General features: G+C 39.7%; 13 protein-coding genes and 1 riboswitch. Of the genes, 4 read left to right on the top strand and 9 right to left on the bottom strand.

Annotation, left to right across the window (positions count from 1 at the left end):
• Positions 1-4: 4 nt before the first annotated feature.
• A riboswitch (glycine riboswitch) is annotated at positions 5-87 on the bottom strand.
• 283 nt (positions 88-370) lie between these two features.
• The 3 genes from MHI25_RS30395 to MHI25_RS30405 form a co-directional block, all read right to left on the bottom strand.
• Positions 371-2,269 (bottom strand): AraC family transcriptional regulator, encoded by a 1,899-nt coding sequence (locus tag MHI25_RS30395; protein WP_340394758.1) that lies wholly within the window; start codon positions 2,267-2,269, stop codon positions 371-373.
• 6 nt (positions 2,270-2,275) lie between these two features.
• A complete protein-coding gene (locus MHI25_RS30400) occupies positions 2,276-2,983 on the bottom strand; it encodes a DNA alkylation repair protein (RefSeq protein ID WP_340394759.1) in 708 nt (235 codons plus the stop codon).
• 68 nt (positions 2,984-3,051) lie between these two features.
• Positions 3,052-3,606, bottom strand: a complete 555-nt coding sequence (locus MHI25_RS30405) for a TetR-like C-terminal domain-containing protein (protein WP_076124245.1) — start codon at positions 3,604-3,606, stop codon at positions 3,052-3,054.
• A 166-nt stretch (positions 3,607-3,772) separates the two neighbouring features.
• Here MHI25_RS30405 and MHI25_RS30410 point away from each other — a divergent pair, with 166 nt between their 5' ends.
• Positions 3,773-5,209 (top strand): DHA2 family efflux MFS transporter permease subunit, encoded by a 1,437-nt coding sequence (locus MHI25_RS30410; RefSeq protein WP_340394760.1) that lies wholly within the window; start codon positions 3,773-3,775, stop codon positions 5,207-5,209.
• Positions 5,210-5,877: 668 nt separating this feature from the next.
• Here the strand turns inward: MHI25_RS30410 and MHI25_RS30415 are convergent.
• The 5 genes from MHI25_RS30415 to MHI25_RS30435 are packed head-to-tail and all read right to left on the bottom strand — an operon-like array spanning position 5,878 to position 9,937.
• Positions 5,878-6,636: an SDR family oxidoreductase gene (locus MHI25_RS30415; RefSeq protein ID WP_340394761.1), complete on the bottom strand. Its 759-nt coding sequence runs from the start codon at positions 6,634-6,636 to the stop codon at positions 5,878-5,880.
• A 10-nt stretch (positions 6,637-6,646) separates the two neighbouring features.
• Positions 6,647-6,880 carry an acyl carrier protein gene (locus MHI25_RS30420; RefSeq protein WP_340394762.1) on the bottom strand — a complete coding sequence of 78 codons (234 nt, stop codon included), beginning with the start codon at positions 6,878-6,880 and terminating at the stop codon, positions 6,647-6,649.
• A gap of 22 nt (positions 6,881-6,902) precedes the next feature.
• Positions 6,903-7,889, bottom strand: coding sequence for a ketoacyl-ACP synthase III (locus tag MHI25_RS30425; RefSeq protein ID WP_340394763.1), 987 nt, complete (start codon positions 7,887-7,889; stop codon positions 6,903-6,905).
• Positions 7,890-7,917: 28 nt separating this feature from the next.
• Complete coding sequence (locus MHI25_RS30430; RefSeq protein WP_340394764.1) at positions 7,918-8,814, bottom strand: polysaccharide deacetylase family protein; 897 nt, start codon at positions 8,812-8,814, stop codon at positions 7,918-7,920.
• Between the two features lie 19 nt (positions 8,815-8,833).
• The gene (locus tag MHI25_RS30435) at positions 8,834-9,937 is read right to left on the bottom strand and encodes a GNAT family N-acetyltransferase (RefSeq protein WP_076202202.1); all 1,104 of its coding nucleotides are present in this window, start codon (positions 9,935-9,937) and stop codon (positions 8,834-8,836) included.
• A 362-nt stretch (positions 9,938-10,299) separates the two neighbouring features.
• Here MHI25_RS30435 and MHI25_RS30440 point away from each other — a divergent pair, with 362 nt between their 5' ends.
• Positions 10,300-10,431 (top strand): hypothetical protein, encoded by a 132-nt coding sequence (locus tag MHI25_RS30440; RefSeq protein WP_340394765.1) that lies wholly within the window; start codon positions 10,300-10,302, stop codon positions 10,429-10,431.
• 80 nt (positions 10,432-10,511) lie between these two features.
• Here MHI25_RS30440 and MHI25_RS30445 read toward each other — a convergent pair whose 3' ends face one another.
• Positions 10,512-11,060, bottom strand: a complete 549-nt coding sequence (locus tag MHI25_RS30445) for a pyridoxamine 5'-phosphate oxidase family protein (RefSeq protein ID WP_340394766.1) — start codon at positions 11,058-11,060, stop codon at positions 10,512-10,514.
• 153 nt (positions 11,061-11,213) lie between these two features.
• Here MHI25_RS30445 and MHI25_RS30450 point away from each other — a divergent pair, with 153 nt between their 5' ends.
• Together MHI25_RS30450 and MHI25_RS30455 are read left to right on the top strand one after the other, a co-directional pair.
• Positions 11,214-12,644 carry a PLP-dependent aminotransferase family protein gene (locus MHI25_RS30450; protein ID WP_340394767.1) on the top strand — a complete coding sequence of 477 codons (1,431 nt, stop codon included), beginning with the start codon at positions 11,214-11,216 and terminating at the stop codon, positions 12,642-12,644.
• Between the two features lie 228 nt (positions 12,645-12,872).
• Positions 12,873-13,589 (top strand): hypothetical protein, encoded by a 717-nt coding sequence (locus MHI25_RS30455; RefSeq protein ID WP_340394768.1) that lies wholly within the window; start codon positions 12,873-12,875, stop codon positions 13,587-13,589.
• Positions 13,590-13,820: the final 231 nt, after the last annotated feature.

Here is a 13,820-nt window from a genome sequence, read left to right on the forward strand (position 1 = left end):
TATCTAGTACTCTTCTGTCCTTTTGCCTGAGATTGTGAACCCTTCGGCGCCGGGGGAATCCCCCACGGTCTCTCCAGAAGCTGCTCCTGCTATAGTGTGATCCATAGCAATCATAGCTTGCGAATTATTTAATTGTTATGCCGCTAACTTCATTTTTAATATTTTTCAATACTAATCATTGTCAAATATTTTGTCAATAACATTAATTACCGCTTTATTTCAACTGCGAAATACGCGAATATCACGCATTGCTTCGGAAACATCGCAACCAACAGATCAAGATTGGCTGATGGTTAATATGAAAAAAGGGCTATCTCATTGTAGAATTCTACTCCTGAGACAGCCCCTTTATGTTTTGAAACACACTCTATTAGTGGCTTGTCAGCCAAGCCGCCAACTCTTCTGTCTGACTCAGAATAGCTATCGGGTCCCAGTAGCCGGAGCGATCGCTTGTCCAAAGAAATACGTGATCATTTTTGACTGCTGGCAGTGCGCCCCAGATCGGGTCGGCTTTAAGTTCATCCAGCTTTTTCGAGTCGGAGGTAAGAATAATATAGTCACCGGCATACTTTGGTAAGACCTCAGCAGAGAATGAAGCCCAGCCCGGATCGGCCATTTCGGCGGCGATATCCGCAGGAGGCTTAAACCCTAATCCATTATAGATTGGTTGTCCACCTTTGCCGAAGTCTGTTCCGACGGCCATCAAGCTGTTTTCAGACCATTCAATAATGGAAAATGTGCTATCTGCAGGCACAACCTTCAATACGCTCTCCTTGGCATTGGCCATACGGCTGTCATAGTCTGCAAGCCAGGTTTTGGCCTTATCTTCTTCACTAAGCAGCTCACCGAAATAACCCACTTCCTCATGTACCGTTTTTAAGGAAGCGTATGGAATAACGACCGTAGGTGCGATTTTTGACATCTGCTCATTTAGCTCAGGATAAAAATCATCCATAATAATCAAATCGGGATTAAGCGACAGAATTTTCTCTACATTTCCATTTCCGTCCCCTATATTCTCAACGTCTTTCAAATACTCCTGAAAATATGGATTTTTAATATGATGTTCGGAGGTTCCGATAGGTGTAATGCCAAGCGCAATTAAGCTGCCGAGATATTCACCTGCAACAATTCTTTTGGGATGAAGGGGGATCTCCACCTCACCGTTAACCGTTTTAACGATTTTGGTCTTCGGCTGCTGTGAGGCAGCATTCTCCGTAGCACCGTTTGTACCACATGCGCTCAGTACCAAAATGAAGCTTAACAGCAATACCGATGCCAGCGTAGGCCTTGAATGTTTAAACATGAATGAATCTCCCTCTTGATCAAAATGATACTGATAATCGTTATCAATATAATCAGTATAGTCAAATGATTCAAGGGCAACAATGGAGGATTCTATGTTTGTGGCAGGACTATCTTCTAGTTTGTTCTTTCTGGAATGCAATTCTCTATAGCTAATCGGGGAAACACCCTTATACTTTTTGAACAGCCTGCCCAAATAACTAGGGTCTTGATAACCGACGCCCACTGCAATTTCCTTCAGCGTAGCATCTGTTTCCAGCAGAAGTGCCACCGCTTTTTCGATGCGCACCTTAATTAAGTAATCAATCGGGCTAAGTCCAGTACGGATTTTGAAGTAGGAAGATAAATGGGGGACGCTATAGTTCAGGCTTTCCGATAATGATTCCAGCGTAATGTTATCCGTATAATGTTCATGGATAATGTCGGCGATCCGGGCGGCCAGATCACGCTTAGTCGTATTAACACCGTGCACCGACATTTGATGGAGTAGCTCATACACAAACTGATGGAGTAAAGTGCGAACATGCAACCGCGCAAGCGGCTGCGGCTTCTCCCACTCCTTAAACATCTCGCTCACTATGCGATACAGCGCTACCGAATTGTCAGGCGTCATGCTGTACGAATGATCAAAGGATTTAGCGCCCTCGTATAGCGTAGCAATCTCTAAGGGTAGTGAGGGATGCATACTCACTTTATAATAAATGCTATAGTAATCCAGCCCCTCGCTGCCTGCGTCAATGTTGAGCACAGTTCCTTTGCCTGCATGAAGCACTGTAAAGCGCTGTAAACGGTGAACTTGGCTTCCCAGGTTAACTGTAGCATTACCGTGAATCGACATAAGAAACAGCCTTGAGGGGACGTAATAGGAAGGTATAGATTCGCCAGGTCTAAGGGTCATCCGACGAATATCAACTACTTTGCAATTCGCGTGATTCCATACAGCAATAAGGTCATTGATGTCCATGATTGACTAACACCTTACATGTTTTCGTTTGAAGCCGAGCTGCGATTTATCAACTGCCTTTTGAATATTAATTGAAGCATTCAAAATCTTGCTTTTTGCACTACCGGTATGGATTTCCACCGGGCCAACTTCCTTTGCAATCTCAACCGCTTTATCATGAAGCGGCAGATAGGATACGCCCACAGTGTAGATGAAATTGTTCATTGCATATTTCGTTCGCTCAGGAGCTTCATGAATCGTGTTTTTTGCAAGCTCCAACATAGCGGCCAATTTTTCTGCGGAAAATTCACTGTCCGGGCGATTTCCGAGCAGCCAGCAGTAACAGTTCCAGCCCGCCGACATTTTCAGCTCTATCTCACTTGCAATCCATTTATCAGAAACCTCTTGCGCAATATCCGTCTCCGCCAACGTTACTGCCACCACAAAGTCCGATAGCATATAGAAATAAGCGCCAGCAATCCACCGCTCAAAATCCGACTCTGACATTGCTTTAGGCTCCGCGATCACCCCGGCAAAATACATAGCGTCGTAATTTCCCGTAGCATAAAGCTGCTCGGCCAAGGGTTGATTATGTTTTATTTTTCTGAAGATAGGCTTCATCTGGCCTGTGGCCACACCAAAAAGCGGTTCGTGCGCGCCATTGGATAGATATATTTTCTTGGTGCGTTCCTTGCCGAGAGCTTCAAGCTCTTGCATGACCGTTTCTAAATCCATTGTTCGCACTTCCTTTTTAGATTATTGGCTAGGGACTCAAACTTTACTTGAATATATCATAAAAGCCCTTATAAATACCTTCTTTTATACATCAAGGTAATTTGCCCCGCTATGTATTCAGCGCTATATTGGTTGCCATCCTTAATCCACCACATAATAATCCCCAGTAGTGAGGCTGCAATAATATCAACGGAGACTACCTCCTTAGTAAGGTCAATGTTCCTCGCGTTTCTTCGTTTTTCGACAGTACTTTTTAACAGGTTGGTCAAGTGTTTTTTGAAGCCTTTATGCTCAATCAATACAGCAAAAACTTTCCGGTATTCAAAAAAATAATTTAAAAAGGTGACCAGCTGCTCCTGTTCGTTGTTGCTCTTCATTTGTAATAGCGGTTCAACCTTCATGGACAGGTCATCGAAGATTTCATGTACGATCTGGCGCAATAAATCGTTAATATCCTCATAATGCAAATAAAATGTTGCGCGATTTAGTTCCGCGCGGTTGGCGATTTTTTGGACGGTCAATTGCGAAATCTCCACATTGTCGGCCAATAATGAAAAAACGGCGTTCTTAAGCATCTTTTTTGAGCGAATAGCTCGTGGGTCAACTCTTTTATGTTCAGTCATTTCATCCCTCTACTATCGTTTAAATGGCCTTTCATCAACTAATTTGCCTATTCTGTCGATTAGTCGACATTTTCAATAAAATTGCAAATAGGAATACTATTTAAATCCTGATATGATTTATTTTATTGACACTATGTCGAAAAAGCAATGAAGAGAGGACTGCAACATGCAAGAAGACATTAAGAAAATAAATAAAGGGATCTTACTAACCATCTTAATCTTTGGTTGTTTCTTATCCACACTCAATCAGACGCTTTTAAATGTCGCCTTAAGTAGTCTGATGGATGTATTTGATGTCATGGCAACAACCGTACAATGGATTTCAACAGGATTTATGCTGATCAACGGGATTTTGATTCCGATTACGGCCTATTTAATGAAACGTTTTACAACACGGCAATTATTTATAAGTGCCATGTCATTTTTATTAATCGGTTCTATAATTTGTGCAGCAGCGCCGAGCTTTAGTCTACTCTTAATCGGACGAATGATCCAAGCTGCCGGTGCTGGCATTATAATGCCGCTCATGATGAGTGTTGTGCTGGCGATCTTCCCCGTTGAAAAACGTGGCAGCGCTATGGGACTGCTTGGACTGGCGATGATATTCGCTCCTGCTATTGGGCCAACGCTCGCGGGTTTTGTTGTCGAATACCACTCTTGGCGCTGGTTATTTATCGGGCTTATTCCACTTGTCCTCATTGTTATAGCGTTGGCACTCAAGTATTTAGTGAATGTATCTGAGACGTCTAAGTCGAAGCTTGATGTCATAAGTGTTCTTTTATCAACCGTCGGATTTGGCTTAATTTTATACGGCTTCAGTAGTGCAGGCAGTAAAGGCTGGGATGATGTAATCGTGATCCTGACCTTAGGGATTGGGGTCGTGGTAACAGCCGTATTCTGTCTTCGACAAATCAAATCGGATGATCCGCTGCTAAACCTGTCGGTCTTTAAAAATAAGGTTTTTACGATGACATCTCTTATTAACGTATTAATCACGATGATGATGTACGCAGATATGATTTTATTGCCTATTTATCTGCAGAATGGCCGCGGGTTTACAGCATTTGATGCAGGACTACTATTGTTGCCGGGCGCACTCGTAAATGCGTTCATGTCACCCGTCACCGGTAAACTATACGACCGTTTCGGTGCGAAGCCGCTGTTCATCATTGGTCTATTGTTTATTATTCCATCTATGTGGGCGGTAACAGATTTATCTGAATCAACTACGTATACGTATCTAATGATTCGTACTATTGGCCTGCGAATTGGATTAAGCTTCATTACTATGCCACTCAATACAGCCGGACTAAATGCGTTGCCCAAACAACTTGGCACTCATGGTACAGCTGTGAACAATACCGTTCGCCAAATTGCCGGGGCCATTGGTACTGCTGTCGTAATTACAATTTATACAGTGCAGGCAACAAGCCATGCAACTACAGTGATGCTGAACAATCCCTCCACTACTCCTGAGATTCTTAAATCCCTTACATCAATTCTTGGGGCAAGTGACGCCTACTACTTCATGATGATTTTATCCATTGCCGCATTTGTTATAACCTTATTTATGCCCACGAAAAACAATATTTCTGATTTATAAATGGAATATATATTCAATAATAGAATAGGTACCCTAAAAGGCAAAGCCATTGGCTTCGCCTTTTAGTTAATAATTCCGCCCTAACTCAGGATTGGTCATTTTCCCTTTTTTCTTCTAATCGAATAGCGGATAAAAAATAAAATAAACCATAACACCAGAAGAACATAATGGCCATCGACACGTCGGATGCAACTTGGTGCAGACAAAATTCTAAGCACATAAAAAATAGAATTGGCAAACTTTTTTCAAAAAGAAATCGGCAGAGATCATGGCATCGTTTGTACAGCGGTTGCGAAAAAAGCATTTAAACAAGTATTATTTTTCCATTTTTTTGCGACGGAACCCTGCGTCATAATTGAGTTGCCTCCTGAATTCATTGATATTCCAACTCTTGATACGGTACAAAGTTAGTCAGTTTGATTAACAGCACTCGCAAAGATTATAAGAAACATTACAATTCGTTGCGGAAGTAAAATTCAATGGGCGATTCATCTTTGACATGACGAATTAATCAATTATGTTATCCAAAATTGAAAAAGAAACCCGAAAGAATACACGCTCAAAAAAGCGTTTCTTTTCGGGTTTTTTTATGATTAAAACTTGCCCTATTTGTGGTCACCGTAACAGACCTAACGCTAAAATTAAAAGGATGCTTTGTGTACATGTTGTTACAAAGTGTATCCTCCATCTATCACCATATTAGTTCCCGTCACCCATCTAGAAGCAGGTGCAAGTAAATACCCGATACAGAAAGCAATGTCCTCAGGTTTACCGATCCCTAGAAGATGTTTGTTTTTAACTTGTGCAAATGTTGCTTCCCCTAAGCTATTTTCAATCTTTTTACTCATTTCCGTCTCAACAATGCCCGGCATTATACTATTTACTCTTATTTGCCGTTGGGCTAATTCTACTGCTGCCGATTTTACAATAGAATTTATAGCTCCTTTAGCAGCTGAATATCCTGCAGCCCCTTTTTCCCCTGCGATTGCAGAAATAGAGGATAATAGAACAACTGAACTATTATCATTTGTAATATTTCGATTAGAAAAGCTACCTAAAAGTTGGATTACACTGTTTATATTTATATTTAACATTTGTTGCATATGATCATGATTAATACTTCTCAACGGTGTAAAATAATGAATCCCTGCTGAGTAAACCATACCATCTAACTTAGTTCCTGTTTCTTGAACGACTTCTTTCAGCCAATCCCTGACTCGATCTGGATACTGTAAATCTAGCGTCTTAACAAGATGATCTTTTGTGTTCTCCATATTCTGAAGAGTATCAATTAACTTATCCTTGCTGCGACCTGTTAGTATCAATCTAGCGCCTAAAGTACTGAGAAACTGGGCAGTTACTTGGCCTATGCCAGATGATGCACCGAATACAACAATTGACTTACCCTCTAGACTATACGGATTCATCGATCTCTACCTAAACACGTTTCTTAATATATTGCAGTATATCACCAAATGTCTTCAAACCCAATAATTCATCCGTAGTCAGTGTAAATCCAAAGTGTTCGTCCAAAGCGGCATCTAGTGCGATGTACGCGAGGGAGTCCCAATCTAATAAATCTTGTAGCACGGTTTCATCGTTAACTTCACCTTTTGATACCATTACAATATCCGCTTCAAATAACTCTTTAAACTCCTCAATTGTCATCATTTTATAATCCTCCTAAAATGTATTATTCATGCCACACGATGGAAGTAGCTGCCCAAGAATAACCGACTCCAAAACCCACCATCATAACTCTATCGCCCTTTTTTATCTTTCCATTTAACAATTCCCTTTTAAGTGCAATAGGAATGGATGATGATACTGTATTACCACAATCATTAACTTGTATAGAAAACTTGTCGCTTTCTATCTTTAACTTCTTTCGTAAATACTCTAGCATAAACTGATTTGCTTGATGAAAAACAAAGAAATCATAGTCCTCTATAGAAAAACCTTCTTTTTCCATTAATTCATTAATGGACTTGGGTACCTCTCTCAAAGAAAAGTTGAAAATCTCCGGACCATTCATATATAAATTGCTATTTGATCTGACGTTCCCGAATGAATCAATTTCTTCTTGTAAATTAAATTCTGAAATTGGATTTCTGAGACCGCCTGCTGGAACTATTAAATTATTCATACCAGTTCCATCGGTACCAAATACAAAAGATTGTAAACCATAAATGCTACTGCTCTCAGACAGTAGAGTTGCAGTTGCTCCATCACCGAAGAGTGGCTTTACACTCCGATCTTGATTGTTAATAAATTTACTATAAGTATCTGCCGTAATAAATAACACATTTTTCGCTTGTCCTGTTTGGATTAGTGCTTTTGCCAAAGATAATCCATAAACATATCCAGAACATCCTAAATTAACATCAAGTGCACCAATAGATGTAGAAAGTCCCAATTTATCCTGAAGAATACACGCAGTTGATGGTAAATAATACTCAGGTGACTGTGTACAATATATTAGATAATCTACGTCTGTCCGACTTATATTATTCTTTTCAAATAATATATTTGCCGCTGCTATTCCCAAGTCTGATGCAAATTCATCTTTTTTTGCAATATGCCTTTGATTAATGCCAATTTTATCCGTGAGCTTATCCCCACTATTATTCAATTCAGTTTGTTCTGGTAGATAGTACTCAATCCCCTTAATCACAACCATACTGGCACCTCCATTTGGATATGATTATTCAATCCCCTATCGGTTTAAATGGTGGAACATTTATACAATCATATCTATTCAACCAAAAATTTGATAACCCCTTATTCTTACCTGGTGTCGTAGCAAAAGCACCTTTATAGCCATTTTCTTTCAATATTGGTTCTAAAGCTCGAAACATTTCTTTATAATTGTTGCCCCCCCCAAAAGCAGGAGTATACCAATTAGGAGTAATATTCATTTCACTTTTCAGGAATTTAGCGCAGGGTTCAATCTCCAATTTATAAAATTCTTCTCCATCGCCAAAAAACGAATTATGGTTACAACTATGAACACCTATCGTCATTCCCTGGTTCTTCATTTCCATAAACTCTTCTTTGTTCACATAATATTGATCAATAAGATTTTCACTCGAACCAAATATTTTCAAAGCCTTATCCGTCAGATAATTCTTAGATTGACTTTCAGTTAAAAAGAAATTAAGTGCATACTTATTATATCTTCTGTAAATATTTTGTTCATAATTATATATTCCTGATAATTTCGGTACTTCTTTTAAATCATATAACTTGTTTAAATCTTCCCAGACTTCTTCATCTGAATGATTGGAAAGCAGGATATGTACTAAATGAAAAACAGGAATTACTCCTTCCTTCAATGGACCAGACATTACTGTGAAATATCCGGGAACTCCTTTGCTCTTCATTATTTGAAATGCATTTGTATATTGATCTTTGGTTCCATCATCAAAGCTTAATACACACCTAGGCTTTAATCCAACGGGTTTTTGTAGATCTTCCGGACTAACAATTTCATAAGATTTATGTAAAATGTCTATCTGTTCTGCGAATCTTTCAGGTTCTAACGGATTAATCCCTTTCCAATCTTTTGCCCTCACATAGTGATACATTATGGATATATCTTCCATTTTTTTCTCCTTGTTTAGATTAATTGGGTCTATCTTGGTCGGAATCGCCTTTAGTGATATAGAAACAAGATTCCTTAGCATAATTAAGTTGGTTTACAATCGTAGACTGTACCGAGAATGCTGCAATCATATTCGTAATTTTTAAATCTAATGGTTGGAATCTTGTAGGTACTACGAGAGAGTCATTTGCACTATCTAAAATTCGTTTAAAACCAATAGATTCCAGACCCCACGTACTGACGGTTGAAAAACAATAGAATTCAAAAAACAATACGTCACGATCCAATTCACAAATTGCATTGGCAAGTAGAACGGAACTGTCCTGATCCTCTGCAATGAATTCTACGACTCGTCCAATTCGTTCAGTTTGGTTAAATATCGATTCAATACGAACGATAGCTAGGCCTTTATAATTATCATCCTTATCAACGCATGTTAAAATTTGATAATTAAATTGAGGATGGTCTAAGTACCTCCATTTAATAAATTTAAAATCCCTTGAAAAGCCAATGGTTTTTTTCGAAAAAAACCGACTATAAAATTCATCCCAGCGTTCTTCATTAATTTGACCAGAAATTCGATAATTAGTACTTGTAGATAAGGGTTTAAGCTCATTCCAATATCTTAATGGAAATTCATTTCCGTTCAACATTTTGTCAATCGTCTTCTGCTTATTGACGATTCCTATCCACCTAGGTACATTATCAAGGACATCCCACTTCATTTTCTTATATAATTTGGCCACAGTGCTGTTAATACCTAGAGATAGGATCATTTCGGGATTATGATCTTTGACCTTTTGAAATAGCGCAAAACCGGCACCTGTATTTCTGTAATCGGGATGTACGATCCAATTCGTCAAGGAGCATCCAACACCCATATTCCCTTTATTATTCACTTCAAATGGCATAACACCTAACAAACCCACAATTTTATTATCATACCATGCTCCTAAAAAACTATATTCTTCTGAATTAACCCAATATTGCTTTGCTGGATTGTCATAAAACATGTAGTTGAGCAGCTTTTCATCTCTGCTTAATATGTGGTTGTTTGCCCATACCGAATGAATAGCCTGCATTAATTCTTTTTTTTCAGATACTCTAAAATAGCGGACCTCCATAACTTCACGCCTTTCTATATAGGTATAGTTTCTTATCGGAATTTTCGACAAAAATCTGAATGGACATATTAAATTATGATCTACGATATATTATAATTAGTTCTAGGGCACAAAAAAATTAACCTTCATTTGTATTACGGTTCTACATATCATTTTGAGGACAATTTTATGAACGCTCTATTTAAGAAACATATACAATATCTACTGTATACTCTTCAGCTATAACAATTGATTTAAATATTGTTAATTTTATTGGTCAGTTAAGGAACTATTGCATGAGTGCATGAGGATACTTATCCGATCTAAATAAGCAAAATCACTTCATTAGATTATTTCAATATTGTTCTGATCAGCAGCTACATTTGGGCTACGTAAAAGATGTACAGGTTCTCACAAAGATTGTTGATCGTATTAATGGTTTACAGCCGGATATTGTGTTGATGACAGTGAGATTCATCGCCTATTTGGTCAAGAAAGCCCAAGATGAGCTTTAATGACCGAATAAGTTAAGCAAGACTGCATACGCTACCAAAGGTGGAATTGGAGTAACTCCGCTTGTAACAGTATTTATTGATTAACTATCTCGTCCAGTACCCATGCCCCTTTTATACATTTTTTCTGCTTCAATAGGACTTTCTTTTGCCGTGATATGATACGGAATTACCCGATAAACTTGAACCGGACCGCCAAATACAGCCGATCTATACTTTTCCACATGCTGCTTGGACAAGGGGCGATTATAATAACCCGGTACGTATTTATTGATCAATTCCTGAAGTACGTGTGTGGCTTCATCCAAATCTGAAATCGGTTCTGCTTGTCCAAAAATCATTACGCTCATATAAGCTGTATCCGTTTTGGCTGGTACCGGATCTGTAATAGTTCCGTATTCCTCACATACCGTAAAACATACCTCCGGATTATCACGCATGACCTGATTACGTCTTCCATCTCCAGCCCCATGAATATACAGTTTCCCTTCAGTCCATACATAATTAAGTGGCACAACATAAGGGAGGTTCCCATCAACCAACCCCAGATAACCTAATCTCGTTTGGTGAAGGAACCTTTCAATCTTCTCTTGATCTAGGCATTCCCTGGTCTTGTAACGAACCGAATTCATATCGAATCTCTCCTTTTATTTAAATTGCGGATACCAGCGTTGTTACGGTAGTATATCAATAAATGGATTGCATTAAAATATCCATAATTCGCTGTTTAGAGCAATCCATAATCAGCTTTTTATGATTGGAGTTTCTATTTGGAGGTATGTACGATGATGAAAGTAATTCGTAATGATAAGAGACCGATCTGGCAGCAATTGCTTGATCAAGCGATCCATAATATTACTAGCGGAGTCTGGGCACCAGGAGAACTACTGATTCCTACCCGCGAACTTGCGCACATCGTAGGTGTCTCCCGCTCAACTATACAGATCGTCTATGAGGAATTGTTAAGTCGGGGTTATACAGTTACCTCCCGCCGGGGAGGGACGCGAGTTAGTACATGGAAGCAAGTCGCTATATCAACGAAGGAAATAGAAACAGAGGGCCCCACACCTCCTTCACTCTCCTTGCTAGACTCAGCTGTTGATCAATTACATGACTGGTTCAGAGGTAAAGAGCCGCTAGAAGTGGATATTGATTTCAGTCCCCATGAACCCTATTTGGATGAACAATTTCAAAAAAACTGGCGGCAATCGCTGCTCCAGGCATCCTCTGAAATGGATTTATCAAGCTGGGCTTACGGTAACTGCTACGGGTACACACCATTACGTGAGCAAATACAGCGTTATTTATCACTTGAACGGGGCATACATGTCCAAACCAATCAGATTCTGTTGACCTCAGGAGCTCAGCATAGTATTGACTTAATCGCACAGTCACTTTTAGCTGATGGGGACACTGTCTCAGTAGAGGATCCAGGTTTCCCAGCTGCTTGGATGGCAATGAAATACCGCCGTATGAATGTGGTACCCGTTCCCGTTGATGAGTATGGTCTAGTGGTTGAGCATATTCACCCGCAATCCAAGCTGGTCTTTGCCACCCCTTCCCACCAGTGCGCAGTAGGGGTCGTTATGTCGGAGCCCCGCCGGCAACAATTGCTGCATAAGGCCGTTCAAGAACGATTTTGGATCATTGAAGACGATTATGATAGTGAATTTCGATATCGCGGGGAGCCGTTGCCAACGCTGTTTAGTCAGGCATCTAATAATACTTTGTATCTCATGAGTTTCTCTAAAATGATTGCACCAGGCATTCGTATTTCGGCTATTATTGGATCAGTCGAGGCAATTGCTCAGCTAGCAAAGGTGCAGGAGCTGACTTACCGTCATCTTCCGATTATGGATCAGCTAACACTAACCCACTTCATTAAAAATGGTCATTTTATGCGCCATATGCGAAGAGTCAGAAATGTGTACCGGCGAAGACACGAGGTCATGGCAAAAGCTATTATGGCTAGCGGTTTAGGGGAGCGCTTCACGCTCAGTGGAGTAGAAACTGGATTACATATGTTATTAGAAGCTGAGGAAACATTCGACGAGGAAGCTGTGACAAAGTTAGCCCTACAACATGGAATACGTGTGTACCCTCTTGGGCCCTATTGTTTGGATAGCAAAAGAAAAGGATGGGTATTAGGGTTTGCAAAAGTAAATGAGGCAGCGATTGAGCAGGGTATTCATCGTCTTGCGGAGCTGATCCTATAAAATCATTTCCGCAGCACTCACAAAATTTGTTGAACAGTCCATAGACTATTTTAGATTTATGAAACCATTGAAACTTCAAACGAAAGTTAATATATGGTAAATTGAAACTGCGATAGAACCTGGAGATGGGGACTTTATGGCTTCAGAAAATATTTTTTAGGAGGGCTTCCCATTAAGAAAATGCTGTTGTTAACCATAGCTTTATTTTTATTATTTCTGACTTTTCCCTTGCCTGCATGGGCTCAGGCCATAGCTGAAGATGTTATTTCTTTTGCGAATAAAGAAGGATTAACATTGACTAGAGAAGGGCTTTCTAAAGAGCCTAAAGGATACGGTTACAGCAATGAAGCAGAGATTAGTATAATTACCGTAGGCGAAGGAATGCAAATTCATTTTATTGATGGTGCTAAGCTTAGGGCGGCTTCCGATAGTCTGATTGAAACGGTCACCCCCCAAGAGATCTGGGAGTTTCTTATTTTATCGAGCGGAGTGCCCAAATCTAAAATGATCATTCAAAAGGATTCAAACGGGTCTTTTCAAGTTACTGAGTTTGGAGGGAATCCTGATACTCTAGCCTATGTCATTCAATCTCTACAGGCTGAGGGTGAAGGGAGTGAGCCCACACTAATCCGTGAGCGCGACGAATATATAGCTGCCTTCAAGAAAGACAATCAGGAATTCATCATTGTTCCACAACAAGCCTCATCGGCAGAAGCCAAAGGACTAACCAGTAATTTAGAGCCTCAAACCCCAGAACATTTAATAGATGTGTTGCAGACGATGCAGAACGACTCTTCCGATGACGAGCAGGATGGTTGGGAAACCATTGCTTCCGTGTATTACCCGGACGATAATAATCACCTAACAAGGTCTATCACCATTAGCGCCATTATTGCTCTAGCAGCGGTATTTGTGATCTGGGCCTATCTCAGAAGACGTAAGTAACCTAAGTAAATGTAAAAAGAAATAGGCCGCTCTTTTCATGGAGTGCGGCTTATTTTTCTCTCATCTACGGCTCCCGAGAAATATTCAAACACTGCACTCTAATACTATTAAAAACTTACCAAGAAACTACTCAAAGGCATATCGGTTTACTCAACTTTCCTTATAAACAATTTTTTCAAAAAAAGCATAATCCTTATAAAGAATTTTCTGGAATTTCCGATATATTAATAG

This window comes from Paenibacillus sp. FSL E2-0177, from assembly GCF_037992975.1.
Lineage (GTDB): Bacteria > Bacillota > Bacilli > Paenibacillales > Paenibacillaceae > Paenibacillus_AQ > Paenibacillus_AQ odorifer.